General features: G+C 52.6%; 26 protein-coding genes and 1 pseudogene. 12 read left to right on the top strand and 15 right to left on the bottom strand.

Annotated features, from left to right (window positions below; genetic code table 11):
* Window positions 1–9 precede the first annotated feature (9 nt).
* Window positions 10–684 carry a 6-hydroxyaminopurine reductase gene (gene yiiM / locus ACJHWK_RS17695; protein ID WP_001270251.1) on the top strand — a complete coding sequence of 225 codons (675 nt, stop codon included), beginning with the start codon at window positions 10–12 and terminating at the stop codon, window positions 682–684.
* A 105-nt stretch (window positions 685–789) separates the two neighbouring features.
* Here the strand turns inward: yiiM and cpxA are convergent, their stop codons facing one another.
* Both cpxA and cpxR read right to left on the bottom strand, forming a co-directional pair.
* On the bottom strand, window positions 790–2,163 hold the full coding sequence (gene cpxA / locus ACJHWK_RS17690; protein WP_000580427.1) for an envelope stress sensor histidine kinase CpxA: 1,374 nt from the start codon (window positions 2,161–2,163) through the stop codon (window positions 790–792).
* A complete protein-coding gene (cpxR, locus tag ACJHWK_RS17685; RefSeq protein WP_001033722.1) occupies window positions 2,160–2,858 on the bottom strand; it encodes an envelope stress response regulator transcription factor CpxR in 699 nt (232 codons plus the stop codon). The genes cpxA and cpxR overlap by 4 nt, the downstream gene beginning before the upstream one ends.
* A 149-nt stretch (window positions 2,859–3,007) precedes the next feature.
* Here cpxR and cpxP point away from each other — a divergent pair, with 149 nt between their 5' ends.
* The 5 genes from cpxP to cdh all read left to right on the top strand — a co-directional run bounded on the left by cpxP (window position 3,008) and on the right by cdh (window position 7,873).
* On the top strand, window positions 3,008–3,508 hold the full coding sequence (gene cpxP, locus ACJHWK_RS17680; RefSeq protein WP_001521823.1) for a cell-envelope stress modulator CpxP: 501 nt from the start codon (window positions 3,008–3,010) through the stop codon (window positions 3,506–3,508).
* 148 nt (window positions 3,509–3,656) lie between these two features.
* Entirely contained in the window at window positions 3,657–4,559 is a 903-nt protein-coding gene (gene fieF, locus ACJHWK_RS17675) for a CDF family cation-efflux transporter FieF (protein WP_170886187.1), read from the top strand.
* A gap of 180 nt (window positions 4,560–4,739) precedes the next feature.
* Window positions 4,740–5,702: a 6-phosphofructokinase gene (gene pfkA / locus ACJHWK_RS17670; RefSeq protein ID WP_000591795.1), complete on the top strand. Its 963-nt coding sequence runs from the start codon at window positions 4,740–4,742 to the stop codon at window positions 5,700–5,702.
* Window positions 5,703–6,021: 319 nt separating this feature from the next.
* Window positions 6,022–7,011 carry a sulfate/thiosulfate ABC transporter substrate-binding protein Sbp gene (sbp, locus tag ACJHWK_RS17665; RefSeq protein WP_001045689.1) on the top strand — a complete coding sequence of 330 codons (990 nt, stop codon included), beginning with the start codon at window positions 6,022–6,024 and terminating at the stop codon, window positions 7,009–7,011.
* A 106-nt stretch (window positions 7,012–7,117) separates the two neighbouring features.
* Window positions 7,118–7,873, top strand: coding sequence for a CDP-diacylglycerol diphosphatase (cdh, locus tag ACJHWK_RS17660; RefSeq protein WP_000708998.1), 756 nt, complete (start codon window positions 7,118–7,120; stop codon window positions 7,871–7,873).
* 54 nt (window positions 7,874–7,927) lie between these two features.
* Here the strand turns inward: cdh and tpiA are convergent, their stop codons facing one another.
* Window positions 7,928–8,695: a triose-phosphate isomerase gene (gene tpiA, locus ACJHWK_RS17655; RefSeq protein ID WP_001216325.1), complete on the bottom strand. Its 768-nt coding sequence runs from the start codon at window positions 8,693–8,695 to the stop codon at window positions 7,928–7,930.
* A 107-nt stretch (window positions 8,696–8,802) separates the two neighbouring features.
* On the bottom strand, window positions 8,803–9,402 hold the full coding sequence (locus ACJHWK_RS17650) for a YiiQ family protein (RefSeq protein WP_000802226.1): 600 nt from the start codon (window positions 9,400–9,402) through the stop codon (window positions 8,803–8,805).
* A 100-nt stretch (window positions 9,403–9,502) separates the two neighbouring features.
* On the opposite strand from ACJHWK_RS17650, the gene ACJHWK_RS17645 reads away from it, so the two are divergent.
* The 3 genes from ACJHWK_RS17645 (at window position 9,503) to uspD (ending at window position 10,909) form a co-directional block, all read left to right on the top strand.
* Window positions 9,503–9,943 (top strand): DUF805 domain-containing protein, encoded by a 441-nt coding sequence (locus ACJHWK_RS17645; protein WP_410234882.1) that lies wholly within the window; start codon window positions 9,503–9,505, stop codon window positions 9,941–9,943.
* A gap of 211 nt (window positions 9,944–10,154) precedes the next feature.
* Window positions 10,155–10,454, top strand: coding sequence for a DUF406 domain-containing protein (locus ACJHWK_RS17640; protein WP_000655986.1), 300 nt, complete (start codon window positions 10,155–10,157; stop codon window positions 10,452–10,454).
* Between the two features lie 26 nt (window positions 10,455–10,480).
* Window positions 10,481–10,909 (top strand): universal stress protein UspD, encoded by a 429-nt coding sequence (gene uspD, locus ACJHWK_RS17635; RefSeq protein ID WP_000323555.1) that lies wholly within the window; start codon window positions 10,481–10,483, stop codon window positions 10,907–10,909.
* 4 nt (window positions 10,910–10,913) lie between these two features.
* Here uspD and fpr read toward each other — a convergent pair whose 3' ends face one another.
* The 4 genes from fpr to glpF form a co-directional block, all read right to left on the bottom strand.
* Window positions 10,914–11,660 (bottom strand): ferredoxin--NADP(+) reductase, encoded by a 747-nt coding sequence (fpr, locus tag ACJHWK_RS17630; RefSeq protein ID WP_000796322.1) that lies wholly within the window; start codon window positions 11,658–11,660, stop codon window positions 10,914–10,916.
* Window positions 11,661–11,756: 96 nt separating this feature from the next.
* Complete coding sequence (gene glpX, locus ACJHWK_RS17625; RefSeq protein WP_001250644.1) at window positions 11,757–12,767, bottom strand: class II fructose-bisphosphatase; 1,011 nt, start codon at window positions 12,765–12,767, stop codon at window positions 11,757–11,759.
* Between the two features lie 134 nt (window positions 12,768–12,901).
* On the bottom strand, window positions 12,902–14,410 hold the full coding sequence (gene glpK, locus ACJHWK_RS17620; protein WP_000136788.1) for a glycerol kinase GlpK: 1,509 nt from the start codon (window positions 14,408–14,410) through the stop codon (window positions 12,902–12,904).
* A 22-nt stretch (window positions 14,411–14,432) separates the two neighbouring features.
* On the bottom strand, window positions 14,433–15,278 hold the full coding sequence (gene glpF / locus ACJHWK_RS17615) for a glycerol uptake facilitator protein GlpF (protein ID WP_000084268.1): 846 nt from the start codon (window positions 15,276–15,278) through the stop codon (window positions 14,433–14,435).
* Window positions 15,279–15,702: 424 nt separating this feature from the next.
* Here glpF and zapB point away from each other — a divergent pair, with 424 nt between their 5' ends.
* Window positions 15,703–15,948 carry a septal ring assembly protein ZapB gene (zapB, locus tag ACJHWK_RS17610; protein ID WP_001296623.1) on the top strand — a complete coding sequence of 82 codons (246 nt, stop codon included), beginning with the start codon at window positions 15,703–15,705 and terminating at the stop codon, window positions 15,946–15,948.
* A gap of 84 nt (window positions 15,949–16,032) precedes the next feature.
* On the opposite strand, the gene rraA is transcribed toward zapB, so the two are convergent.
* The 7 genes from rraA to priA all read right to left on the bottom strand — a co-directional run bounded on the left by rraA (window position 16,033) and on the right by priA (window position 23,998).
* Window positions 16,033–16,518 (bottom strand): ribonuclease E activity regulator RraA, encoded by a 486-nt coding sequence (rraA, locus tag ACJHWK_RS17605; RefSeq protein ID WP_000872908.1) that lies wholly within the window; start codon window positions 16,516–16,518, stop codon window positions 16,033–16,035.
* A 92-nt stretch (window positions 16,519–16,610) separates the two neighbouring features.
* Window positions 16,611–17,537 carry a 1,4-dihydroxy-2-naphthoate polyprenyltransferase gene (gene menA, locus ACJHWK_RS17600; RefSeq protein ID WP_000139496.1) on the bottom strand — a complete coding sequence of 309 codons (927 nt, stop codon included), beginning with the start codon at window positions 17,535–17,537 and terminating at the stop codon, window positions 16,611–16,613.
* Between the two features lie 66 nt (window positions 17,538–17,603).
* Complete coding sequence (gene hslU, locus ACJHWK_RS17595) at window positions 17,604–18,935, bottom strand: HslU--HslV peptidase ATPase subunit (RefSeq protein WP_001293344.1); 1,332 nt, start codon at window positions 18,933–18,935, stop codon at window positions 17,604–17,606.
* A 9-nt stretch (window positions 18,936–18,944) separates the two neighbouring features.
* Window positions 18,945–19,475: an ATP-dependent protease subunit HslV gene (gene hslV, locus ACJHWK_RS17590; RefSeq protein ID WP_000208242.1), complete on the bottom strand. Its 531-nt coding sequence runs from the start codon at window positions 19,473–19,475 to the stop codon at window positions 18,945–18,947.
* A 92-nt stretch (window positions 19,476–19,567) separates the two neighbouring features.
* A complete protein-coding gene (gene ftsN / locus ACJHWK_RS17585; protein ID WP_000068834.1) occupies window positions 19,568–20,527 on the bottom strand; it encodes a cell division protein FtsN in 960 nt (319 codons plus the stop codon).
* A 91-nt stretch (window positions 20,528–20,618) separates the two neighbouring features.
* The gene (cytR, locus tag ACJHWK_RS17580; RefSeq protein WP_000644904.1) at window positions 20,619–21,644 is read right to left on the bottom strand and encodes a DNA-binding transcriptional regulator CytR; all 1,026 of its coding nucleotides are present in this window, start codon (window positions 21,642–21,644) and stop codon (window positions 20,619–20,621) included.
* Between the two features lie 155 nt (window positions 21,645–21,799).
* The gene (gene priA, locus ACJHWK_RS17575) at window positions 21,800–23,998 is read right to left on the bottom strand and encodes a primosomal protein N' (protein ID WP_001590975.1); all 2,199 of its coding nucleotides are present in this window, start codon (window positions 23,996–23,998) and stop codon (window positions 21,800–21,802) included.
* A 202-nt stretch (window positions 23,999–24,200) separates the two neighbouring features.
* On the opposite strand from priA, the gene rpmE reads away from it, so the two are divergent.
* On the top strand, window positions 24,201–24,413 hold the full coding sequence (gene rpmE, locus ACJHWK_RS17570; protein ID WP_000710769.1) for a 50S ribosomal protein L31: 213 nt from the start codon (window positions 24,201–24,203) through the stop codon (window positions 24,411–24,413).
* A 159-nt stretch (window positions 24,414–24,572) separates the two neighbouring features.
* A pseudogene (gene rhsC / locus ACJHWK_RS17565) lies at window positions 24,573–26,367 on the top strand (rhs element protein RhsC); the annotation flags it as partial.

Here is a 26,367-nt window from a genome sequence, read left to right as displayed (position 1 = left end):
AGGGAACAGATGCGATATCCGGTTGATGTATACACAGGCAAGATTCAGGCTTATCCCGAAGGTAAACCCAGCGCAATTGCTAAAATCCAGGTTGATGGTGAGTTGATGCTGACGGAGCTGGGGCTGGAAGGTGACGAGCAGGCGGAGAAGAAGGTTCACGGCGGGCCAGACAGAGCGCTGTGTCATTATCCTCGTGAGCACTATCTCTACTGGGCGCGGGAATTTCCGGAACAGGCGGAGTTGTTTGTTGCGCCTGCGTTTGGTGAAAATCTCTCAACCGACGGTCTGACGGAAAGTAATGTTTATATTGGCGATATTTTCCGCTGGGGAGAGGCATTAATTCAGGTCAGCCAGCCACGCTCACCTTGCTATAAACTCAATTACCATTTTGATATCAGCGATATAGCGCAGTTGATGCAAAACACGGGTAAAGTTGGGTGGTTGTATAGCGTGATTGCGCCAGGGTTGGTATCTGCTGATGCGCCACTGGAGTTGGTTTCCCGTGTCAGCGATGTGACCGTGCAGGAGGCTGCTGCCATCGCATGGCATATGCCGTTTGATGACGATCAGTATCACCGTTTACTCTCCGCCGCCGGGTTATCGAAAAGCTGGACGCGGACGATGCAAAAGCGCCGACTGAGCGGCAAGATCGAAGATTTTTCCCGCCGGTTGTGGGGAAAATAACCCCCGGAGTGTAGGCCTGATAAGACGCTATCAGCGTCGCATCAGGCATCCTGCTCAAATGCCGGATGCGGCGTAAACGCCTTATCCTGCCTACAAATGCGGAGTTTAACTCCGCTTATACAGCGGCAACCAAATCACCAGCCGTAAACCGCCCAGCGGGCTGTCTTCCGCTTTAACCCAGCCACGATGCTGCTGAATGGCGGTTTCAACAATCGCCAGCCCCAAACCTGTACCGCCAGATTCACGATCGCGTGCTTCATCGGTACGATAGAACGGACGGAAAATCTGTTCGCGATCTTCCGGGCTAACGCCAGGACCATCGTCGTCCACCGTAATGGTGATACCGTCTTTATCTACCGCAAAGCCCACTTCAATCTTCGTATGGGAATAACGCAGGGCATTACGAACAATGTTTTCCAGCGCACTCTCCAGGGCGTTCGGGTTGCCGTACAGCGGCCACGGCCCAGGCGGGAAGTTAACTGTCAACGACTTGCCCATCTGTTCTGCTTCGAACGCCGCGTTATCCAGCACTTCGCCCCACAACTGGTTAGCTTTCAATGTCTCGCTTACCAGCGCGTTTTTCTGCTGATTACGTGACATCACCAACAGATCGTTAATCATGCTGTCCAGACGTTGCGCTTCGGTTTCAATACGCTCCAGTTCCTTGCTTTCACCGCTACGACGGCGCAGTAACGCCGTACCCAGTTGCAGACGCGTCAGCGGGGTGCGCAGTTCGTGAGAGATATCAGAAAGTAGACGCTGCTGAGAGGTCATCATGCGCTCCAGCGCGGTGACCATCTGGTTAAAACTGGCACCGGCGGCAAGGAATTCCTGTGGCCCCGCTTCCAGTTCCGGGTGCTGGCGTAAGTTTCCCTGGGCAACTTCATCGGCAGCGTTTTTCAGCTTACGCGCCGGTTTTGCCAGACTCCAGGCCAACCACAACAGCAGCGGCGTACTGACCAACATGGTGACAATCAGCAGTAATAGCGGGCGGTCAAACAGTAAGTTAATGAAATCGGATTGAGAACTGCTGGCCGGACGAATCAGATAAAGTTGGTAATTATCTTCGCCATCACGCACGGAGAACGGACCGACCAGTTCCACGCGGCCATACTTTTTCTTCTGCGGATGATCGGCGTTATCGGCCTGACCAATAAAGTTACGAATGATCTGCATTTCGCTGCGTTCAGCGCCGATCACGCGGCCCTCGGTGGTCACCAATAACAAACGCTGTCCTGGCGGTGCCCACTTATCAATCGCCCGGAACAGACGCCGCCACCACATTAAATCGTTGGGCGGATCGTTCGCCAGCTCCGCTTCGACATGCTGCTCAATCATCAGACCCTGACGCTGTTCGCTATCCAGAAGCTCGGTCATCTGGCGTGAATCGAGCTTGGGTAACATCAAAACCAACATCAACACCAGCGCCAGCGTCAGCCAGAAGATGGCGAAGATGCGCGCGGTTAAGCTGCCTATCATGAAGCAGAAACCATCAGATAGCCGCGACCACGCAAGGTTTTAAACCACGGGTGACCATCTTTACGATCCGGCAGTTTACGACGCAGGTTGGAAATGTGCATATCGATAGCGCGGTCGAAAGGCGTCAGACGTTTGCCCAGCACTTCCTGGCTTAAATGTTCACGGGAAACCACCTGACCCAGATGCTGTGCCAGCAAATAGAGCAGGGTAAACTCAGTACCGGTTAACTCCAGCGTTTGCCCGTCGAAGCTGGCTTCCTGACGGCCTGGATTCAGCACTAAGGCATCAACTTCCAGTGTCGGTGAACCGTTGTCGTTGTTTTGCTGTTGCTCGCTCCAGTGCGAACGGCGCAGGATCGCGCGAATACGTGCCACCAGCTCACGATCATTAAACGGTTTCGGGAGATAGTCATCTGCGCCCAGCTCAAGGCCGAGAACGCGATCAAGTTCACTGCCGCGCGCCGTCAACATAATGACAGGCGTCTGGTGTGTCTGGCGAAGTGCTTTTAATGTGTCGATACCATTTTTCTTCGGCATCATTACATCAAGCAAAAGTAAATCAATGCTGTCGTCCAGAAGATCAAGCGCCTGTTCCCCATCGTGGGCAACAATCACATTGAAGCCTTCCATCTCGAGCAGCTCCTTTAATAGGGAAGTCAGCTCTCGGTCATCATCAACTAACAGGATTTTATTCATTGTTTAAATACCTCCGAGGCAGAAATTACGTCATCAGACGTCGCTAATCCATGACTTTACGTTGTTTTACACCCCCTGACGCATGTTTGCAGCCTGAATCGTAAACTCTCTATCGTTGAATCGCGACAGAAAGATTTTGGGAGCAAATGATGCGCATAGTTACCGCTGCCGTCATGGCCTCAACGCTGGCAGTCAGTTCATTAAGCCACGCTGCTGAAGTCGGTTCAGGCGATAACTGGCATCCGGGTGAAGAACTTACGCAGCGCAGTACGCAGAGCCATATGTTCGACGGCATAAGTTTAACCGAACATCAGCGTCAGCAGATGCGAGATCTTATGCAACAGGCCCGGCACGAACAGCCTCCTGTTAATGTTAGCGAACTGGAGACAATGCATCGCCTTGTCACCGCAGATAATTTTGATGAAAACGCTGTGCGCGCACAGGCAGAAAAAATGGCGAATGAGCAAATTGCTCGTCAGGTTGAGATGGCAAAAGTCCGCAACCAAATGTATCGCCTGTTAACGCCGGAGCAGCAAGCGGTTTTAAACGAGAAACATCAACAACGAATGGAGCAGTTGCGCGACGTGACGCAATGGCAAAAAAGTTCATCGTTGAAGCTATTGAGTAGTAGCAACTCACGTTCCCAGTAGTAAACCCTGTTTTCCTTGCCATAGACACCATCCCTGTCTTCCCCCACATGATGTGGGGGTTTTTTTTATCCTCAATTTGCCTGCTGCTTAATGCATTGCAGATGATTTGCTTCCGTTATACTAGCGTCAGTTGATAGCGGGAGTATTTATGAATCAATCTTATGGACGGCTGGTCAGTCGGGCGGCGATTGCTGCAACGGCGATGGCTTCACTGCTATTGCTGATTAAAATTTTTGCATGGTGGTATACCGGGTCGGTGAGTATTCTCGCCGCGCTGGTGGATTCGCTGGTGGATATCGGCGCGTCGTTGACGAATTTATTGGTGGTGCGATATTCCCTGCAACCTGCCGACGATAATCACTCGTTTGGTCACGGTAAAGCTGAGTCCCTCGCGGCGCTGGCGCAAAGTATGTTTATCTCCGGTTCGGCACTATTCCTCTTTTTGACGGGTATTCAACATCTGGTATCTCCAACACCGATGACAGATCCAGGCGTCGGGGTTATCGTGACAATTGTGGCGCTAATTTGTACGATTATCCTTGTCTCGTTTCAGCGGTGGGTGGTGCGCCGGACGCAAAGCCAGGCGGTGCGGGCTGATATGCTACATTACCAGTCTGATGTTATGATGAACGGCGCAATTCTGCTGGCGCTGGGGTTGTCCTGGTACGGCTGGCATCGCGCCGATGCTCTGTTTGCATTGGGAATCGGCATCTATATTTTATATAGCGCGTTACGCATGGGATATGAGGCGGTACAGTCATTACTGGATCGCGCATTGCCTGATGAAGAACGGCAAGAAATTATTGATATCGTGACTTCCTGGCCGGGTGTTAGCGGCGCTCACGATCTTCGCACGCGGCAGTCAGGGCCGACCCGCTTTATTCAGATTCATTTGGAAATGGAAGACTCTCTGCCTTTGGTTCAGGCACATATGGTGGCGGATCAGGTAGAGCAGGCTATTTTACGGCGTTTTCCGGGATCGGATGTGATTATCCATCAGGACCCCTGTTCCGTCGTACCCAGGAAGGGTAAACGGTCTATGCTTTCATAATCAGTATAAAAGAGAGCCAGACCCGCATTTTGTGTATAAAATACCGCCATTTGGCCTGACCTGAATCAATTCAGCAGGAAGTGATTGTTATACTATTTGCACATTCGTTGGATCACTTCGATGTGCAAGAAGACTTCCGGCAACAGATTTCATTTTGCATTCCAAAGTTCAGAGGTAGTCATGATTAAGAAAATCGGTGTGTTGACAAGCGGCGGTGATGCGCCAGGCATGAACGCCGCAATTCGCGGGGTTGTTCGTTCTGCGCTGACAGAAGGTCTGGAAGTAATGGGCATTTATGACGGCTATCTGGGTCTGTATGAAGACCGTATGGTACAGCTAGACCGTTACAGCGTTTCTGACATGATCAACCGTGGTGGTACGTTCCTCGGTTCTGCGCGTTTCCCGGAATTCCGCGACGAGAACATCCGCGCCGTGGCTATCGAAAACCTGAAAAAACGTGGTATCGACGCGCTGGTGGTTATCGGCGGTGACGGTTCCTACATGGGTGCAATGCGTCTGACCGAAATGGGCTTCCCGTGCATCGGTCTGCCGGGCACTATCGACAACGACATCAAAGGCACTGACTACACTATCGGTTTCTTCACTGCGCTGAGCACCGTTGTAGAAGCGATCGACCGTCTGCGTGACACCTCTTCTTCTCACCAGCGTATTTCCGTGGTGGAAGTGATGGGCCGTTATTGTGGCGATCTGACCCTGGCTGCGGCCATTGCCGGTGGCTGTGAATTCGTTGTAGTTCCGGAAGTTGAATTCAGCCGTGAAGACCTGGTAAACGAAATCAAAGCGGGTATCGCGAAAGGTAAAAAACACGCGATCGTGGCGATTACCGAACATATGTGTGATGTTGACGAACTGGCGCATTTCATCGAGAAAGAAACCGGTCGTGAAACCCGCGCAACTGTGCTGGGCCACATCCAGCGCGGTGGTTCTCCGGTGCCTTACGACCGTATTCTGGCTTCCCGTATGGGCGCTTACGCTATCGATCTGCTGCTGGCAGGTTACGGCGGTCGTTGCGTAGGTATCCAGAACGAACAGCTGGTTCACCACGACATCATCGACGCTATCGAAAACATGAAGCGTCCGTTCAAAGGCGACTGGCTGGACTGCGCGAAAAAACTGTATTAATGATTTCGGAAAAAGGCAGATTCCTTTAGCCTGAAACCGATGACAGAAGCAAAAATGCCTGATGCGCTTCGCTTATCAGGCCTACATGAATTCTGCAATTTATTGAATTTGCAAACTTTTGTAGGCCGGATAAGGCGTTCGCGCCGCATCCGGCATGGACAAAGCGCACTTTGTCAGCAATATGAGGCGGATTTCTTCCGCCTTTTTAATCCCCCAACATATACCTGCAAGTTATAGCCAATCTTTTTTTATTCTTTAATGTTTGGTTAACCTTCTGGCACGCTTTGCTCATCACAACACAACATAAGAGAGTCGGGCGATGAACAAGTGGGGCGTAGGGTTAACATTTTTGCTGGCGGCAACCAGCGTTATGGCAAAGGATATTCAGCTTCTTAACGTTTCATATGATCCAACGCGCGAATTGTACGAACAGTACAACAAGGCATTCAGCGCCCACTGGAAACAGCAAACTGGCGATAACGTGGTGATTCGTCAGTCACACGGTGGTTCAGGTAAACAAGCGACGTCGGTAATCAACGGTATTGAAGCTGATGTTGTCACGCTGGCTCTGGCCTATGACGTGGACGCGATTGCGGAACGCGGGCGGATTGATAAAGAGTGGATCAAACGTCTGCCGGATAACTCCGCACCGTACACTTCCACCATTGTTTTCCTGGTACGTAAGGGCAATCCAAAGCAGATCCATGACTGGAACGATCTGATTAAACCGGGTGTTTCGGTGATCACGCCTAATCCGAAAAGCTCTGGTGGCGCGCGCTGGAACTACCTGGCTGCCTGGGGCTACGCGCTGCATCACAACAACAACGATCAGGCAAAAGCACAGGATTTTGTTCGGGCACTGTATAAAAACGTCGAAGTTCTGGATTCTGGCGCGCGCGGCTCCACTAACACTTTTGTCGAGCGCGGAATTGGCGATGTACTGATTGCCTGGGAAAACGAAGCTCTGCTGGCAGCGAATGAGCTGGGGAAAGATAAATTCGAAATCGTTACGCCGAGTGAGTCTATCCTCGCAGAGCCAACCGTGTCGGTGGTCGATAAAGTGGTCGAGAAAAAAGGCACCAAAGAGGTGGCGGAAGCCTACCTGAAATATCTCTACTCGCCAGAAGGACAGGAAATTGCCGCGAAAAACTACTACCGTCCGCGCGATGCTGAGGTGGCGAAAAAGTACGAAAATGCGTTTCCAAAGCTGAAGTTATTCACCATTGATGAAGAGTTCGGCGGCTGGACGAAAGCGCAAAAAGAGCATTTTGCTAACGGCGGTACGTTCGATCAGATCAGCAAACGCTGATTTCCCCAGGATAATTATCAAACCCGGTGGTTTCTCGCGACCGGGTTTTTTATTTGTCACGATTTTGCGTTACCCTTGCATCTCTTTGAGGTACAGGGAAAAAAAGATGAAAAAAGCGGGTCTTCTTTTTTTGGTGATGATAGTTATCGCCGTTGTGGCTGCCGGTATTGGTTACTGGAAATTAACCGGTGAAGAGTCGGATACACTACGTAAGATTGTCCTTGAGGAATGTTTGCCCAATCAACAGCAAAATCAAAATCCTTCGCCATGTGCGGAAGTCAAACCCAATGCCGGATACGTGGTTTTAAAAGATCTTAATGGCCCACTGCAATATCTGTTGATGCCAACGTATCGTATTAACGGCACGGAAAGTCCTTTGTTGACCGATCCTTCAACGCCGAACTTCTTTTGGTTGGCCTGGCAGGCGCGTGATTTTATGAGCAAAAAATACGGCCAGCCGGTTCCCGATCGCGCGGTTTCTTTGGCGATCAACTCTCGCACCGGGCGTACGCAAAACCATTTTCATATTCATATCTCTTGTATTCGTCCTGATGTGCGCGAACAGCTGGATAACAATCTGGCTAACATCAGCAGCCGCTGGTTGCCACTGCCAGGTGGTTTGCGTGGGCATGAGTACCTGGCGCGTCGGGTAACGGAAAGCGAACTGGTACAACGCAGCCCATTTATGATGCTTGCAGAGGAAGTGCCTGAGGCGCGGGAACATATGGGAAGCTACGGGCTGGCGATGGTGCGGCAGAGTGATAATTCGTTTGTTTTGCTGGCGACACAACGAAATCTACTGACGCTGAACCGTGCTTCAGCCGAGGAAATCCAGGATCATCAGTGTGAGATTTTGCGTTAAGGCGAGGAGTTAAGGAAAGTAAGTGCCGGATATGAAATCCGGCACCTGTCAGACTTAAGCCTGTTTAGCCGCTTCTGCAGCTTTAACGATCACTGCGAAAGCGTCAGCTTTCAGAGAAGCACCGCCAACCAGCGCGCCGTCGATGTCTGGCTGAGCAAACAGTTCTGCAGCGTTAGACGCGTTTACAGAGCCGCCGTACTGGATGATCACTTGTTCAGCGATGTTAGCGTCAACTTTAGCGATGTGGTCACGGATGAATTTGTGAACAGCCTGTGCCTGCGCCGGAGTTGCAGATTTGCCAGTACCGATTGCCCATACTGGTTCGTAAGCGATTACCGCACCTTCGAATGCTGCAGCACCCTGAGTTTTCAGTACCGCGTCGATCTGACGTGCACAAACTTCTTCAGTTTTGCCCGCTTCGTTTTCAGCTTCGGTTTCACCGATGCACAGAACCGGAGTCAGACCCTGCTCTTTCAGCACCGCGAATTTTTTCGCGATCAGTTCGTCAGACTCTTTGTGGTAAGTACGACGTTCAGAGTGGCCGATGATGATGTACTGTGCGCCGATGTCTTTCAGCATAGCAGCAGAGGTTTCACCGGTGAATGCGCCGGACAGGTTCAGGTCCACGTTTTGCGCACCCAGCATGATGTGGCTGCCTTCAGCTTCACGCTTCGCCATATCGATGTACATTTCCGGTGGTGCGATTGCAACCGCACAGCCAGCAACACCTGCCAGCTCTTTACGCAGGTTAGAAACCAGCTCGTGAACCATGTGGCGGCTGCCGTTCAGTTTCCAGTTACCCATCACTAAAGGATGTCGCATTTTAATTCTCCACGCTTATAAGCGAATAAAGGAAGATGGCCGCCCCGCAGGGCAGCAGGTCTGTGAAACAGTATAGAGATTCATCGGCACAAAGGCTTTGCTTTTTGTCATTTATTCAAACCTTCAAGCGATTCAGATAGCGCCAGCTTAATCGGTTCAACAGCGAAGGTCAGCCCCTTTTCGCCGTTGTCCGCGACAACATAACGCAGTGCACCTTCTGTCTCGGTGTAATAACGTTTGTTTTTCCCCGCCGTTAGTAGCGACTGCAGTTTTTTCTGGCTTTGTGTTTTGGTCATTAATGGGGTGAGTGTGCGGATCACCGCTGCCATGTATTCCTGAGCTTTCGCTTTCGCGGCTTTTTGCTCTGGCCCCTGGATGGGTAGCCAGGTCATTTGAATGCTTTTGATTTTTAAGGTACCGCGCTCCAGCGCTGTAGAAGCATACAAGTTCTCATTAATTTTACTGGCAGCACGAGTGAGATTGGCTTTGTCGGGACTGCTGTCGATGGCACGAAATTCGTTCAGTGGCAGGCTGGGATTCTGGCTGTTAAAGTCTTCTCTAAACTGGCTGATGGAGAGATCGAAAGTAGGGGCTCCAGCCAGCAGATAAGGCGCGGTCGTTGCCGTATCTGGTGTTTGTGCATGCGCCGTTGTTGTAACGGTTAATGCAGAACATAAGAGAAAAAACAGCGTACACCCTGGCTTCATTGACAGTACCTTTTGTTATGACTGGCTCCGATTAAAACGATATCTGTCGCCCTTGTCAAAAGGGTAGAATCCTGGAAAAGACAACCATCAAGGAACTTACATGGCCATACAGCAATGGTTATTCTCATTTAAAGGGCGTATTGGACGCCGTGATTTCTGGATTTGGATAGGCCTGTGGTTCGCAGGCATGCTGGTGCTTTTCTCACTGGCGGGTAAAAATTTACTCGATATTCAGACTGCGGCGTTTTGCCTTGTGTGCTTGCTCTGGCCAACAGCGGCAGTAACCGTTAAGCGCTTGCATGATCGCGGGCGTTCCGGCGCATGGGCATTTCTGATGATTGTGGCGTGGATGCTGCTGGCGGGTAACTGGGCGATTTTACCGGGTGTCTGGCAATGGGCGGTGGGGCGTTTTGTCCCGACGTTGATTCTGGTGATGATGCTTATCGATCTTGGTGCGTTTGTTGGCACACAAGGCGAAAATAAATATGGTAAAGATACCGAGGATGTGAAGTATAAAGCCGACAATAAATCAAGTAATTAACCTTTAATATATCTCTTACTGCTATTTTTTTCCGGGATTGTTATTTCCACGATGCAAATGACAATACCCGGAAAATCCTTCTGAACTCTTCACCTTAAGCAATATCAAAAAAAATGGTAATCCATAAGATCATTACTTGTTTGTTCTTCCCTTAACGGCGCATTATTCTTAAGTCGTAATCGACAGAGAGGCGAATATACAGAGGTGCCCTATGAAAGATGTCGTAGATAAATGCAGTACTAAAGGATGTGCGATTGATATCGGTACGGTGATTGATAACGACAACTGTACCAGTAAGTTTTCGCGCTTTTTTGCCACCCGCGAAGAAGCAGAGTCCTTTATGACCAAACTGAAAGAGCTTGCCGCCGCTGCATCCTCTGCAGATGAAGGGGCCAGCGTGGCCTATAAGATTAAGGATCTGGAGGGGCAAGTTGAGCTTGATGCGGCCTTCACCTTCTCATGCCAGGCCGAGATGATTATTTTTGAGTTATCACTGCGTTCGTTAGCTTGATGGAGTTGCTTTAGAAGGAGTTAAACATGGCTTATAAACACATTGGCGTGGCAATTTCCGGGAATGAAGAAGATGCCTTACTGGTGAATAAAGCCCTGGAGCTCGCCAGACATAATGACGCTCACCTGACGTTAATTCATATTGATGATGGCTTAAGCGAGTTGTATCCGGGTATCTACTTCCCTGCAACAGAAGATATTCTTCAATTGTTGAAGAATAAGTCGGATAACAAGCTGTATAAACTGACGAAAAATATTCAATGGCCGAAGACAAAACTGCGTATTGAACGCGGAGAAATGCCGGAAACACTGCTGGAAATTATGCAAAAAGAGCAGTGCGACCTCCTTGTCTGTGGTCATCACCACTCATTTATCAACCGTTTGATGCCGGCATATCGCGGGATGATCAATAAGTTGAGTGCGGATTTGCTCATCGTGCCGTTTATCGATAAGTAACCGCTTACCAGTAATGCTCCGCTGTCATATGGCCCGGTCGGCGACGTAAATGTTTCGTCATCTGCCGGGTCTCTTTCAGCAACTGTTGCGTATCGCGCACCATCTGTGGATTGCCGCACAGCATCACATGGCTGGTTTCTTTATTCATCGGCAGGCCAACCGCGCTTTCCAGTTCACCACTTTCAATTAACGCTGGTATCCGTCCGGTGAGCGACCCCGCTGCCGTTTCCCGACTGACCACCGTCTGAATGCGCAGTTTGCCTTCGTAGCGTTTTTCCAGTTCTTGCATCAGTGGCAAATAGCTTAAGTCGGCGGCATAACGTGCGGCGTGAACCAGGACCAGATTTTTGAAGCGATCTAAATCTTTGCCCAGTTGCAGAATCGATAAATAAGGGCCAATCGCTGTACCGGTTGCCAGCATCCATAGCGTTTCGCAATCTGGTACTTCATCCAGAACAAAGAAGCCAGCTGCTTCGCTAACCACCTGCACTTCATCGCCTGGTTTCAGTGCCGCCAATCGTGGGCTTAATTTGCCATCGGGGACGGTGACCAGGTAAAACTCCAGATCGGGATTATCGGGCGAGTTAACATAGGAGTAGGCGCGCTGGACGCGTTCACCGTCGATTTCAAGGCCAAGCTTGGTAAATTGCCCGGCGGTAAACGGAAGCACGGGGGCGTGAACGGTGAGACTAAACAGGGCGTCGGTCCAGTTCTGCACTTTAGTGACTTTGCCTGTTACCCAATCAGCCATGTTTTTCTCCTGTTTTGATTGACTTGCCTTATCTTCGTTCTCCGAACAAAAAAATTCCAGTCCCGAAGGACTGGAAGGCTCAATCGATCAAATCACTCAGAGAATGTGCACCTGCATTTCCGGGTCTTTGCGATCCAGATAGTGGATGGACTGAATGCGGCGAATAGTGCGTGACTTGCCGCGGATCAGCAGCGTTTCGGTAGTCGCGATATTGCCTTTGCGGCTAATGCCTTCCAGCAGATCGCCTTTGGTAATACCGGTGGCAGAGAAGATGACGTTATCGCTGCGCGCCATATCGCCCAGACGCAATACTTTACCGGCTTCGATGCCCATCGCTTTGCAGCGTGCCAGCTCCTGCTCGCCAATGCGACGATTCTCTTCGTTGTCGCCTTTGACGTCATGACGCGCCAGCAGACGACCGTTCATGTCACCATCTAATGCGCGGATCACCGCCGCAGAAACCACGCCTTCCGGCGCGCCACCAATACCGTACAGCACGTCAACTTCGCTGTCTGGCATACAGGTGAGAATTGAGGCCGCAACGTCGCCATCCGGAATAGCAAATACGCGTACGCCGAGTTGCTGCATTTCAGCGATAACGGCATCGTGGCGTGGTTTAGCCAGAATCGTTACCGTCAGTTCGCTCAACGGTTTGCCGAGCGCCGCCGCTACATTGCGCAGGTTATCCGCCAGCGGCAGGTTCAGATCAATGGTGCCTTTGGCTCCCGGTCCGACGATCAGCTTCTCCATATACATATCTGGCGCGTTGAGGAAACAGCCTTTATCGCCTACTGCCAGCACCGCCAGCGCGTTAGCCTGGCCCATCGCCGTCATGCGCGTGCCTTCAATCGGATCAACAGCAATATCTACCGCGTCGCCGCGACCAGTACCGACTTTTTCACCAATGTAGAGCATCGGTGCTTCGTCGATTTCACCTTCACCAATAACGATGGTGCCGTCAATGTTGACCTGGTTGAGCATAATACGCATGGCGTTTACCGCTGCGCCGTCCGCGGTGTTTTTATCGCCGCGTCCTAACCATTTGTAGCCAGCCAGCGCCGCAGATTCGGTGACGCGGGAAAATTCGATGGCAAGTTCTCGTCTCATAGCAAACTCTAAGCAGTAAGGAATGGCGCGAAGTGTAGCACAGGGGAAGGGCGGGATTATTGATGTGTGCGGGGTTGCCCCCGCACGATTCAGGACTACCGGATGCGGCATAAACGCTTCATCCGGTATTTACATTACTCGTCGTGTTCTTCCCACGCCATCGCGCGTTTCACCGCTTTTTTCCAGCCTGCGTAACGGTAATTACGCTCAGTGGTTTCGATGCCTGGACGGAACTCGCGCTCAATCACCGCTTTCTCTTGCAGCTCGTCGAGATTCTGCCAGAAGCCAACCGCCAGACCAGCAAGATAGGCCGCACCCAATGCGGTAACTTCGCGCACTTCCGGGCGCTCAACGCGGGTACCGAGAATATCGGACTGGAACTGCATCAGGAAATTGTTTGCTACTGCACCGCCATCCACGCGCAGCGCGTGCAGACGAATACCGGAGTCGGCCTGCATTGCTTCCAGTACGTCACGCGTCTGATAAGCAATAGACTCCAGCGTCGCGCGTATAATGTGGTTAGCGTTCACCCCACGAGTCAGACCGAAAATCGCCCCGCGCGCATACGGATCCCAGTACGGCGCACCCAGCCCGGTAAATGCCGGCACCACATACACACCGTTGGTGTTTTGCACTTTCGTGGCAAAGTATTCGGAATCGTAGGCGTCGTTAATCAACTTCATCTCATCGCGCAGCCACTGAATGGATGCGCCCGCCATAAACACCGCACCTTCCAGCGCATAGTTTACTTCGCCAGTTGGGCCACAGGCGATGGTGGTCAGCAGGCCGTTTTCTGATTTCACCGCTTTCTCGCCGGTGTTCATCAGCATAAAGCAGCCAGTGCCGTAGGTATTCTTCGCCATCCCTTCTTTCACGCACAACTGACCAAACAGCGCCGCCTGCTGGTCACCGGCGATCCCGGAGATTGGAATACGCGTGCCGCCTTTGCCGCCAATGTTAGTCTGACCGTACACTTCGGAAGAACGACGCACTTCTGGCAGCATCTCGCGCGGAATATCCAGCACCTCCAGCATTTTGTCGTCCCAGTCCAGGGTATGGATGTTGAATAACATGGTACGAGAGGCGTTGGTGTAATCGGTCACATGGACACGGCCCTGAGTCATTTTCCAGATAAGCCACGTATCAACCGTACCAAACAGCAATTCACCACGACGCGCACGCTCGCGAGAGCCTTCCACATGGTCGAGGATCCACTTCACTTTGGTGCCAGAGAAGTACGGGTCAATCACCAGACCGGTATTGCTGCGGATATAATCTTCTAAACCGTCACGTTTTAAATGCTCGCAGATTTCTGCGGTACGACGGCACTGCCAGACAATGGCGTTATAGATAGGCTTGCCGGTTTCTTTTTCCCAGACAATAGTGGTTTCACGCTGGTTCGTAATACCGATAGCTGCAATTTGATCGGAACTGATATCGGCTTTCGCCAGCACTTCTACCAGCGTGGAGCTTTGGGTGGCCCAGATTTCCATTGGGTCGTGTTCTACCCAGCCTGGTTTTGGGTAGATTTGCTCAAATTCGCGCTGCGACACGCTAATGATATTGGCATCGTGATCCATTACGACCGCGCGGGAGCTGGTGGTGCCCTGGTCGAGCGCAACGATATATTTTTTTTCAGTCATGTTTAATTGTCCCGTAGTCATATTACAGCGAAGCTTTTTGTTCTGAAGGAGTTGTGGTCTCCTTTTCTTCCACAACACAGATATCGCAAGGCAAATGGCGACCAATCAGTTTGCGATAGGCAAATGCACCTACAATCGCGCCAACGATAGGGCCAAAAAGCGGCACCAGGAAGTAAGGAATGTCTCTGCCGCCGGTAAAGGCGACATTGCCCCAGCCCGCCAGCCAGGCAAAGACTTTCGGACCGAAGTCACGCGCTGGGTTCATGGCAAAACCCGTCAATGGGCCCATAGATGCGCCAATGACCGCAATCAGTAGACCAATCAGCAAGGGAGCCAAAGGGCCGCGTGGTACACCGTTGCCATCATCCGTTAACGCCAGGATCAGCCCCATCAGAATAGCGGTAATCACCATCTCAACTGCGAAAGCCTGCACAAAATTGATATGAGGATTCGGGTAAGTAGAGAAAGTGCCAGCCAGATCAACACTTTCAACGCTGCCGCGAACAATGTGATGAGTCTGTTCGAAGTCGAAAAATAAATTGTAGTAAAGCCCGTAAACTAAAGCCGCAGCGCAGAAAGCGCCGGCAACTTGTGAAACGATAAAAGGAATAACTTTGCGCTTGTCGAAACAGGCAAACAGCCACAATGCAATGGTAACAGCGGGGTTAAGATGCGCGCCGGAAACCCCTGCGGTCAGGTAGATAGCCATTGCCACCCCCAGTCCCCAAATGACACTGATTTCCCACTGACCAAAAGACGCACCAGCGACTTTTAGTGCTGCAACGCAACCCACCCCGAAAAAAATCAACAACCCGGTACCGAGGAATTCAGCAATGCACTGGCCTTTCAAGGTTGATGTTTGACTCATAATCGGATCCTGAAGAGTTAATGTTTGTTGTATGCGTGAAAGTCACGGACCTCCACGATGCTTGTAGGCATGCTGTAAACTTATCGTTAACGAGCAAAAACGAGAAATATCGAACTTAAAATGTGTGTGCTTCGTCATAAAATGAGCGTTATCGCGCCATTTATTCCATCTGATTGTACATGATGCATGTTTGTTAGATCATTCGCGCAACAAATTTATTAACATTTTCGATTGATGTGGATTATGTCACCAGGAGAAGGATGAAAAGTGTGGCAAACCGTAATCTGCAAGGCGTGCCGCTGGACAGCGATGGCGCGGCTTCATACAATCGGAGCTAACTAAAGTGCGCTCGTATTTATTAAGGCGTCACCGGTAATCGGGACGAGGATTTTTATCCATCAACGCCTTGCAATTCAGGAGAGGTATGACAATGTCATTAGAAGTGTTTGAGAAACTGGAAGCAAAAGTACAGCAGGCGATTGATACCATCACTCTGTTGCAGATGGAAATCGAAGAGCTGAAAGAAAAAAACAACTCACTGTCGCAGGAAGTTCAAAATGCCCAGCATCAGCGCGAAGAGCTGGAGCGTGAGAACAACCATCTGAAAGAACAGCAGAACGGCTGGCAGGAACGTCTGCAGGCCCTGCTGGGTCGCATGGAAGAGGTCTGATTACGCTTCATCTTCCGCGTAATTTCTTTACTGTGTAGGCCAACAGGTAACGCAGAAAAAAGGCACCTTGCGGTGCCTTTTCTATCATTCAATATCCAACGGATCTTCAGAAAGAATAATCCCGGTATTGTCGGCATAAAGATGGTCGCCGGAGAAGAAGGTGACACCGCCAAAATTGACGCGGACATCGCTTTCGCCAATGCCTTCGCCAGCAGCACCAACCGGAATTGCCGCCATCGCCTGGATGCCGATATCCAACTCTTCCAGGTCATCTACCTGACGCACCGCGCCGTAAATGACCAGACCTTCCCATTCATTTTGTACTGCCAGACGCGCCAGTTCAGCATCGACCAGTGCGCGACGAACAGAACCACCGCCATCGACGACCAGAACACGACCACGGCCATTCTGTTCGAGCAGATCGTACAGCAACCCGTTGTCCTCGAAACATTTTACCGTGATTATTTGTCCGCCAAACGACGCCCGTCCGCCAAAGTTGGAGAACAGCGGTTCCACGACGTTAACATCTTCTTGATAGATGTCACAAAGCTCGGAAGTATCGTATTTCATAGGCTTAACATTCAGTTGCTGCGAGAATTTTCAGTATATCGCGCTATGTAGGCTGTTGGCAAAATCATCAATTGTTAATTGATATTTGTCAGTTATGCTGCCCACTGGCTTAGGAATATCCCTAAAACAAACAGCAGGTTAGTCAGTAACGCTCCCTTGACAGTGCGTTCCAGCATCGGTCGCATCGCCACCGGGTCCATTTCCCGCATCACATAACGGGCTTGCTTCACCAGTAATGGCGCCGCCAGCAGGAACAGCCAGCCCCACAGGCTATGCAGCGAAAAGAGATTAAACAGCGCCAGGCACACCAGAGAGCCCATCAGCAGGCAGGCATGATAACGACGCGCGTTCACTTCACCTAAGCGCACCACCAGCGTGTTTTTGCCATTTTCGCGGTCGCTATTGATATCACGCAGGTTATTAATGTTCAGTACTGCCGTTGCCAGCAGGCCGCATGCGGTCGCTGGAAGGATCAGCGCCGGAATCAATGTATGAGCCTGTAAATACCAGCTGCCCATGACGCTCAACCAGCCAAAGAAAACCAGTACGGAAATATCACCCAGACCGATATAACCATAAGGACGATTGCCCACGGTGTAGGTGATAGCGGCAATGATCGACAACCCGCCAAGAATCAGGAAGCCGACAAAATCGGCCAGCGTATGGCACGCCACTGCAACCAGTGCCAGCCCGGAGAGACAGATGAGCACGACGGTAATAATGAGCGCCCGTTTCATCTCTTGCTGGGTAATGACCCCTTTTTGCATGCCGCGTAGCGGTCCGATACGGTCAGGTTTATCGCTGCCTTTTACCGCATCGCCGTAATCATTGGCGAGGTTAGAAAGGATCTGTAATAGCCCGGCGGTAATCAGTGCCAGCAGGGCGACCAGCGGATCGAAGTGACCTTGCCACCATGCCAGCGCCGTCCCGACGATAATTGCAGCAAAGGCGAGGGGGAGGGTTTTAGGTCGTAAACTTTCCAGCCACGCCTGAGTTCGGCTAATTTGTTGTTCAGTCATAATACGCGCCAATAAAAATGGGGCCTTTCAGCCCCATCAAACAATGATGAAAATGATTGAACGCGATTATAGGATAAAACGGCTCAGATCTTCATCTGCCACCAACGCATCCAGATGTTTGCTCACATAATCTGCGTCAATAGTGATGGTTTGACCGCTTAAATCGCTGGCGTCGTAGGAAATCTCTTCCATTAAACGCTCCAGAACGGTATGTAAACGACGAGCACCGATGTTTTCGGTAGATTCGTTCACCTGCCATGCCGCTTCCGCGATGCGCTTAATACCGGAGTCGGTAAACTCGATATTTACGCCTTCAGTCGCCATCAGTGCTTTGTACTGCACGGTAATAGAGGCATTCGGCTCGGTCAGAATACGTTCGAAGTCGCTGGTGGTCAGTGCCTGCAGCTCAACGCGGATTGGCAGACGACCTTGCAGTTCCGGGATCAGGTCAGACGGTTTCGCAATCTGGAACGCGCCAGAAGCGATAAACAGAATGTGGTCAGTTTTGACCATCCCGTGTTTGGTGGAAACGGTGCAACCTTCTACCAGCGGCAGCAGGTCACGCTGAACACCTTCACGAGAAACATCCGGACCGGAAGACTCGCCGCGCTTACAGATTTTGTCGATTTCGTCGATAAACACGATCCCGTGCTGCTCAACAGCGTCGATAGCGTCTTGCTTCAGCTCTTCCGGATTCACCAGTTTCGCCGCTTCTTCTTCAATCAGCAGCTTCATGGCGTCTTTGATTTTCAGCTTACGTGCTTTTTGCTTCTGGCCGCCCAGGTTCTGGAACATGGACTGCAGCTGGCTGGTCATCTCTTCCATTCCCGGAGGAGCCATAATTTCAACGCCCATCGGTGCTGCGGCAAGATCGATCTCGATTTCTTTGTCATCAAGCTGGCCTTCACGCAGTTTCTTGCGGAATGCCTGACGAGCAGCGGACGGTTCCTGCTGCTGTTCGGTCTGTCCCCAGTTGTTTTTAGCAGGTGGGATCAGCACGTCGAGAATACGTTCTTCTGCCAGTTCTTCAGCGCGATAACGGTTTTTCTCGATAGCCTGGACGCGTACCATTTTCACGGCGGCATCGGTCAGATCGCGAATAATAGAATCCACTTCCTTACCGACATAGCCCACTTCGGTGAATTTGGTCGCTTCAACTTTGATGAACGGCGCATTCGCCAGCTTAGCCAGACGACGGGCGATTTCAGTTTTACCGACACCGGTCGGGCCGATCATCAGGATATTTTTCGGGGTCACTTCATGGCGCAGCTCTTCGTTGAGCTGCATGCGACGCCAGCGGTTACGCAGAGCAATCGCCACAGAACGCTTGGCGTTGTCCTGGCCGATGATGTGCTTATCCAGTTCGCTGACGATTTCGCGTGGGGTCATTTCAGACATGGGAGATCCTTACGCTTTGTAGCTTAATTCTTCGATGGTGTGGAAATGGTTGGTATAGATGCAAATGTCGCCTGCAATATCCAACGCCTTTTCAGCAATTTCACGGGCGCTAAGTTCAGTGTTTTCTAACAGCGCGCGCGCCGCAGCCTGGGCGTAAGGGCCGCCGGAGCCGATAGCAATAAGATCGTTTTCTGGCTGCACCACGTCACCGTTACCGGTGATGATAAGCGATGCAGTTTCATCCGCGACTGCCAGCAGTGCTTCAAGTTTGCGCAGCATGCGATCGGTACGCCAGTCTTTCGCCAGCTCAACGGCGGCTTTGACCAGATGGCCCTGATGCATTTCCAGTTTACGTTCAAACAGTTCGAACAGCGTAAAAGCATCCGCAGTACCGCCCGCAAAGCCCGCGATGACTTTGTCGTTGTACAGACGGCGGACCTTTTTCACGTTGCCTTTCATTACGGTATTGCCCAACGTGGCCTGACCATCACCAGCGATGACCACATGGCCGTTACGGCGTACGCTTACTATAGTTGTCACGAGCTGACCCCTTGGTTACGAATACAGAGTACAAACCCCGTACAAAAGTACGGGGCATAATGCAATTATAGATGGGGGGGATTTTGAGGGTTTCAACCCCCGGCGGCGAGCCGAATGCAGTTTGTATGACCCGCCATCTTCAAGCGATTGAGGGTGCTGTCTGCGTTCTCTTTGCCTTTCACCGGGCCAATGACCACACGATTCCAGCCATTGTTGGTGGTGATTTTCGAGTCAAAGCCTTCGAACGCCAGCTGAGCACGTACCGTCTCTGCCTGTTCCGCGCCTCTGAACGAACCGCACTGCACCATCCAGCGGCGTTCGTCTTTTTTCTCCGCCGTCGGTTTTGGCGCGTCAGCGGCACGAGCAACTGGCGCAGCTTGCTGCGGCTTCGACTGCGCAGTCGTGTGTGCAGGAGTTTGCAGCAGATCCTGGTACGGCTGCTGAGTAGAAGCCGGTTTAGACTGGCGCGGTTGCGCCTGTACCGGTGCGGCTTGCGACGTACGCGTCTGCTGCTGCCAGCTTTGTTCAGTCGTACGCGACTGCTGAGCCAGGCGTTGCTGCTCCGCTAATTGCTGCGCCTGACGCTGGCGCTGTAGCGTTTGCTGACGCTGTTCCGGCGTCTGCTCATTCCACGGAACTTCAACCAGCTGCGTTGGCTGCTGGCGCATATCAGCCTGCATTTGCTCAAGGAGCTGGCGTTGCTCTGGTGTTAGTTGCTCCGGCGTTTTCACTTCACCACCGGCAGAAGGTTCTGTAGGCGCACGCACACCTGGCTGGCGACTTTCCAGCTCTTTAATGTAGCGCCAGCGTTCTTCTGGTTTTGGTGGTAGTCCGTTTCCGGTCACTTTCTGGCTTTGCAGCGTCTCGGACTCTTCTTTCTTGTGATGCGTAATGAAGTACAGACCACCGATAAAGGTCACAAGAACGGCGGCAGCAATAGCGACCATAGCGGGAGAAACCGCAGGCAGATTTCGTTGCTTTTTCCGTGAGGTGCTCTTTTTTCGCCGCGAAGGTGCCGGTTGGCTGCGGCGTACATAATCTCGTTGTGCCACTATCGTTTCGCTGTATTTATTCGTTCGTCAGCCCGCCATGTTACTTAAGCGGCGGGCCTTTGACCAGTCACGGCAGTCTTAAAGGTTTACTTTAAGGTAACGCGCGTGTTGATCCCCGGATGATAAGTTCGCAGTCCATTAAACGAGAGCCACTGCCAACGTGTTGCCCCTGCATTTGATCAAGCAATAACAGCATAGCTTCCCGACCGATTTCGTAACGCGGCTGCGCGATGGTTGTCAGCGGCGGATCACAAAATTGCGTCAGGTCGATGTTATCAAAACCGATTATGGAAAGGTCTTCCGGGACTTTCAGCCCCTGGCGTTTTGCCTGAGAAAGTGCGCCGAGCGCCATCACATCGCTATGGCAGAAGACAGCAGTAGGCGGTTGTGGAAGATCAAGCAGCTGTTGCATTGCTTTGCTTCCGGCTTCGAAGGTGAAGTCGCCACGGGCGATGTATTGCGGATCAACCATAATGCCGCAGCGACGCAGCGCCTGAACGTAGCCTTGCAGGCGGTAGTGACACAGCGGCATCTCTTCGGGACCGGCTATACAGCCAATCCGTTTATGCCCTTGCTCATATAAATAATTTACTGCATCAAATGCGGCGGTCAGATTGTCGATATGAACGGTAGGCAGCTCCAGTTCCGGTGCAAATTCGTTCGCCATCACCATCGGCGGCAGATTACGCTGTTCCTCAATGCTGGCATCAAACGGCAGCCTTGAACCCAGCAACAACATGCCATCAATTTGCTTGGTGATGATCAAATCGATAAAGGTTTTTTCCTGCTGATTTTGATGCGCACAGTCGCCAATCAGCACCAGATATCCGTGATTTGCCGCCGTAACTTCGATACCGCGAATAATTTCGCTAAAGAAGGGATCGCAGATATCCGGGACAATCACCAGAATGGTGCGGGATTCATTACGCTTGACGTTGCGCCCCATAGGCTGCGGTAAATAACCCACTTCCCGGGCCGCTTTTTCAACCCGATTACGGGTGGCCTGGGAGACTTTATCGGGATTCATTAATGCTCGGGAGACAGTCGCTGTAGAGACTTTTGCCTTGAGGGCAACGTCTTTCATGGTCGCGGCAGTTTCCTGCTTCTTCGCTTTCACACTCACTCCTCGCCTGGCACGTCAGGCGTACTACATCCATGTTTACTTCACATCGGCAACATTTTTAGCAGATAGCGCGTGAAAACGGTTACAGAATTTTCATGAAAAGTGTGATGAATATTGAATTTTTCGATCCGCCTCGCATCGTGAGCGGTTTAGCCCTCGATGGGATCGACATCCAGCACCCATTTCACCTTACGGGAATCCGGTATTGTATTAATAAGTGCCAGCGTACCATTGATGATGTGCTGTAAGCGCACGCGGGAAGGGTGCTGCAACAAAATTTGCCAGCGCCAGCGACCGCCACGTTTAGGTGCCAGCGCCGGAACCGGACCGAGAACCCACAGTTTGTCGTCTGCCAGCGGGCTGGAGAGGATCAGATTACGCAGTTGTTGCAGGAACAGCGGCGCATGCTGATTGTTATGATCTTCCGCACGCACAATCACATGGCTGGTCCACGGCGGCAGCTGCATCATCCGTCGCTCAGCCAGCGCCTGTTCGGCAAAGGCGTCGTAGCCTTTATAGAGCAACGTTTGCAACAGAGGATGTTCCGGATGGTGCGTTTGCAGCACCACTTCGCCCTGTTTACCCGCACGCCCGGCACGACCGGCGACCTGGGTGTAAAGCTGGGCGAAACGCTCTGCCGAGCGAAAATCGGCAGAAAACAGCGCGCCGTCCACATCCAGTAACGCTACCAGCGTCACATCCGGAAAGTGGTGACCTTTCGCCAGCATTTGCGTGCCAATCAAGATCCTCGCGCCGCCGCGATGCACTTCCGCCAGTTGCTGTTCCAGCGCCCCTTTGCGGCTGGTGGTATCGCGGTCGATACGAGAAATGGGCACGCCGGGGAACAGCGGCGCGAGCGTCTGTTCAAGCTGTTCGGTGCCCAGCCCCACGGGTACCAGGTGTGTGGAACCGCAGGAAGGGCACTGGCGCGGCACCGGGCGTTGGCTGTCACAGTGGTGACAGCGCAAATGCTGTTGCGCCTGATGCAGCGTGTAGTAGTGATCGCAACGTGGACATTCGGCAATCCAGCCGCAGTCGTGGCACAGCAAGGCAGGCGCAAAGCCACGGCGGTTAAGAAAGAGGATAACCTGGTTGTCGGCCTGTAAATGCTGGCGCATACGGGTGATTAACGCCGGAGCCAGCCCCGCCTGCACCTTCTGACCTTTTAAATCCAGCACGTGTTGAATTGCCGGACGCGCATTCCCCGCCCGACGCGTCAGGCGCAGCAGGCGGTATTTTTTCTGCTGGACGTTGCATAACGTTTCCAGTGCGGGTGTTGCGGAGCCAAGAATAATCGGGATTTGCTCACTGTGCGCACGATAAACCGCCAGGTCGCGGGCATGATAGCGCCAGCCTTCCTGCTGCTTGTAGGAACTGTCGTGCTCTTCATCAATGACAATCACGCCGAGATTTTTAAACGGCGTAAACAGCGCGGAGCGGGTGCCGATCACAATCGCCGCCTCACCATTTTTCGCTTTCAACCACGCCGAAAGACGCTCGCTGTCGTTCAGGCCGGAATGCAGAACTTCCACGGGGGCATTAAAACGTTCACGAAAACGGGCGATAGTTTGCGGTGTCAGGCCGATTTCCGGCACCATCACCAGCGCCTGTTTGCCCTGAGCGAGCACGTTTTCCAGTACACTGAGATAAACCTCCGTTTTACCGGAACCGGTAACGCCCGCCAGCAGCCAGGCAGAAAAAGTATCTGCCGCGCTATGAATTGCGCCAACGGCGGTGGCCTGTTCGGTATTCAATCGCAACCGCTCACCAGAAACGGCATAGTTCGTTCGCCAGTCGCTAAACTCTGGTGTTTCACTTGCTAAATCACACAGACCTTTTTTGCGCAGCGCCTGCAACGCGGCATCATTAAATTCAAGTTCCGCGACCTGATCACGCCAGATTTTGCCTTGCCGTAACGCTGCCAGCGCCTGTTGTTGCTTGGGCGAACGTTTCAGGCTGTTCAGATCCACCGCCTGACCTTGTTCAGTGGCAAACCAGTACCACATCGGCGCGTTCGCCGCAGGCCGCCCCTGGCGTAGTAAAATCGGCAAGGCATGAAACAGCACATCGCCAATCGGATGATGATAGTAATCCGCCGCCCATAGCAGTAATCGCCAGACGGAGTGAGTAAACACCGGCTCAACGTCCAGCACTTCAACTACCGCTTTCAGCTCGTTGAGCGGCAGCTCGCTGACATCGCTAACTGACACCACAACCCCGATGCGCTCCTGCTGTTTGCCAAACGGCACGCGCACGCGACACCCGGCTTTGACCGTCATGCCTTCTGGCAGCAGATAGTCAAAGGTACGGGGAAGCGGAACGGGCAAGGCAACGTGGGCAACGGGCATAGCATCATCCTGACTTGAAATTCGGTGGGTTAGTATACACATTGCCGTAGAAGAGTGCGGATCAGTTTGCATACGCTGGTTAATTTCTGTATGATTTCGCGCCTTCGTACGAAATGATCGTATTGAAGCTATACTTTTAACATCGCGTGGTGTCTGGCGTTAGGGCTGGAAGAGCGACGCGGCCTTAAACCGAGGTTTTCCCATGAAAAAAGATATTCACCCGAAATACGAAGAAATTACTGCTAGCTGCTCTTGCGGTAACGTAATGAAAATCCGCTCCACCGTTGGTCATGACCTGAACCTCGACGTGTGCAGCAAGTGCCACCCGTTCTTCACTGGCAAACAGCGTGATGTTGCTACCGGTGGCCGTGTTGACCGCTTCAACAAGCGTTTCAACATCCCGGGCAGCAAATAAGACCGGATTTCCGAAAAAAGCGCCGCACGGCGCTTTTTTTGTGCCTGTAATTTGCCTTTTATAAATTCTGAAAAATTCCGGGGTGTTAACTCATTATCATTTCCTGTTGTTGACTGGCGCTAGGCTTCTGGTTCTTATTTATTTCAAAAGGATTTTACGATGAGCGGAAAACCGGCGGCGCGTCAGGGCGACATGACGCAGTATGGCGGTAGCATTGTTCAGGGTTCTGCCGGGGTACGTATTGGTGCCCCCACCGGCGTGGCCTGTTCGGTGTGCCCCGGCGGGGTGACGTCCGGCCATCCGGTCAATCCGCTGCTCGGTGCGAAGGTCCTTCCCGGCGAAACCGACCTTGCCCTGCCCGGCCCGCTGCCGTTCATCCTCTCCCGCACCTACAGCAGTTACCGGACAAAAACGCCCGCGCCGGTGGGGAGCCTCGGCCCCGGCTGGAAAATGCCTGCGGATATCCGCCTACAGCTGCGCGATAACACACTGATACTCAGTGATAACGGCGGCAGGAGCCTGTATTTTGAGCACCTGTTTCCCGGTGAGGACGGTTACAGCCGCAGCGAGTCACTCTGGCTGGTGCGTGGCGGTGTCCTGAAACTGGATGAAGGTCACCGGCTGGCCGCACTCTGGCAGGCGCTGCCGGAAGAACTCCGCTTAAGTCCGCATCGTTATCTGGCGACAAACAGTCCGCAGGGGCCGTGGTGGCTGCTCGGCTGGTGTGAGCGGGTGCCGGAAGCGGATGAGGTGCTGCCCGCGCCGCTGCCGCCGTACCGGGTACTGACCGGGCTGGTGGACCGCTTCGGGCGCACACAGACGTTTCACCGTGAGGCTGGCGGTGAATTCAGCGGCGAAATCACCGGCGTGACGGATGGTGCCGGGCGTCACTTCCGGCTGGTACTGACCACGCAGGCGCAGCGGGCAGAAGAGGCCCGGCAGAAGGCCACTTCCGGCGGGACGGAACCGTCCGCTTTTCCTGATACCCTGCCGGACTACACGGAATATGGCCGGGACAACGGTATCCGTCTGTCTGCCGTGTGGCTGACACACGACCCTGAATACCCGGAGAATTTACCTGCCGCGCCGCTGGTGCGCTATGGCTGGACGCCACGCGGCGAACTGGCGGCGGTGTATGACCGCAGTGGCAAACAGGTGCGCAGCTTTACTTACGATGATAAATACCGGGGCCGGATGGTGGCGCACCGCCGCGCGGGCCGGCCGGAAATCCGTTACCGTTACGACAGCGACGGGCGGGTGACAGAGCAGCTAAACCCGGCAGGCTTAAGCTACACGTATCAGTATGAGAAAGACCGCATCACCATCACCGACAGTCTGGACCGCCGTGAAGTGCTGCACACGCAGGGCGAAGGCGGGCTGAAGCGGGTGGTGAAAAAGGAACACGCGGACGGCAGCGTCACGCAGAGTCAGTTTGATGCGGTGGGCAGGCTTAAGGCACAGACGGATGCCGCAGGCCGGACAACAGAATACAGCCCGGATGTGGTGACGGGCCTCATCACGCGCATCACCACGCCGGATGGCAGGGCATCGGCGTTTTACTATAACCACCACAGCCAGTTAACGTCAGCCACCGGGACTGACGGGCTGGAAATACGCCGGGAATATGATGAATCCGGCCGTCTGATTCAGGAAACCGCCCCTGACGGCGATATCACCCGCTACCGTTATGATAATCCACACAGTGACTTCCCCTGCGCAACGGAAGATGCCACCGGCAGCCGGAAAACCATGACGTGGAGCCGTTACGGTCAGTTGCTGAGCTTTACCGACTGTTCCGGTTATGTAACCCGCTATGACCATGACCGTTTTGGTCAGGTGACGACGGTGCACCGCGAGGAAGGCCTGAGCCAGTACCGCGCATACGACAGCCGTGGACAGTTAATTGCGGTGAAAGACATGCAGGGCCATGAAACGCGGTATGAATACAACGCCG

Origin of the sequence: Escherichia sp. WS547 (assembly GCF_046486065.1) — a bacterium.
Taxonomy (GTDB): domain Bacteria; phylum Pseudomonadota; class Gammaproteobacteria; order Enterobacterales; family Enterobacteriaceae; genus Escherichia; species Escherichia coli.
Note: the sequence above shows the minus strand (reverse complement) of the source record. Positions and strands in the feature narration are given on the sequence as shown.

Coding starts and splice junctions, on each gene's coding strand:
- yiiM (WP_001270251.1), top strand. CDS start 10: ATGCGATATCCGGTTGATGTATACACAGGCAAGATTCAGGCTTATCCC.
- cpxA (WP_000580427.1), bottom strand. CDS start 2,163: ATGATAGGCAGCTTAACCGCGCGCATCTTCGCCATCTTCTGGCTGACG.
- cpxR (WP_001033722.1), bottom strand. CDS start 2,858: ATGAATAAAATCCTGTTAGTTGATGATGACCGAGAGCTGACTTCCCTA.
- cpxP (WP_001521823.1), top strand. CDS start 3,008: ATGCGCATAGTTACCGCTGCCGTCATGGCCTCAACGCTGGCAGTCAGT.
- fieF (WP_170886187.1), top strand. CDS start 3,657: ATGAATCAATCTTATGGACGGCTGGTCAGTCGGGCGGCGATTGCTGCA.
- pfkA (WP_000591795.1), top strand. CDS start 4,740: ATGATTAAGAAAATCGGTGTGTTGACAAGCGGCGGTGATGCGCCAGGC.
- sbp (WP_001045689.1), top strand. CDS start 6,022: ATGAACAAGTGGGGCGTAGGGTTAACATTTTTGCTGGCGGCAACCAGC.
- cdh (WP_000708998.1), top strand. CDS start 7,118: ATGAAAAAAGCGGGTCTTCTTTTTTTGGTGATGATAGTTATCGCCGTT.
- tpiA (WP_001216325.1), bottom strand. CDS start 8,695: ATGCGACATCCTTTAGTGATGGGTAACTGGAAACTGAACGGCAGCCGC.
- ACJHWK_RS17650 (WP_000802226.1), bottom strand. CDS start 9,402: ATGAAGCCAGGGTGTACGCTGTTTTTTCTCTTATGTTCTGCATTAACC.
- ACJHWK_RS17645 (WP_410234882.1), top strand. CDS start 9,503: ATGGCCATACAGCAATGGTTATTCTCATTTAAAGGGCGTATTGGACGC.
- ACJHWK_RS17640 (WP_000655986.1), top strand. CDS start 10,155: ATGAAAGATGTCGTAGATAAATGCAGTACTAAAGGATGTGCGATTGAT.
- uspD (WP_000323555.1), top strand. CDS start 10,481: ATGGCTTATAAACACATTGGCGTGGCAATTTCCGGGAATGAAGAAGAT.
- fpr (WP_000796322.1), bottom strand. CDS start 11,660: ATGGCTGATTGGGTAACAGGCAAAGTCACTAAAGTGCAGAACTGGACC.
- glpX (WP_001250644.1), bottom strand. CDS start 12,767: ATGAGACGAGAACTTGCCATCGAATTTTCCCGCGTCACCGAATCTGCG.
- glpK (WP_000136788.1), bottom strand. CDS start 14,410: ATGACTGAAAAAAAATATATCGTTGCGCTCGACCAGGGCACCACCAGC.
- glpF (WP_000084268.1), bottom strand. CDS start 15,278: ATGAGTCAAACATCAACCTTGAAAGGCCAGTGCATTGCTGAATTCCTC.
- zapB (WP_001296623.1), top strand. CDS start 15,703: ATGACAATGTCATTAGAAGTGTTTGAGAAACTGGAAGCAAAAGTACAG.
- rraA (WP_000872908.1), bottom strand. CDS start 16,518: ATGAAATACGATACTTCCGAGCTTTGTGACATCTATCAAGAAGATGTT.
- menA (WP_000139496.1), bottom strand. CDS start 17,537: ATGACTGAACAACAAATTAGCCGAACTCAGGCGTGGCTGGAAAGTTTA.
- hslU (WP_001293344.1), bottom strand. CDS start 18,935: ATGTCTGAAATGACCCCACGCGAAATCGTCAGCGAACTGGATAAGCAC.
- priA (WP_001590975.1), bottom strand. CDS start 23,998: ATGCCCGTTGCCCACGTTGCCTTGCCCGTTCCGCTTCCCCGTACCTTT.
- rpmE (WP_000710769.1), top strand. CDS start 24,201: ATGAAAAAAGATATTCACCCGAAATACGAAGAAATTACTGCTAGCTGC.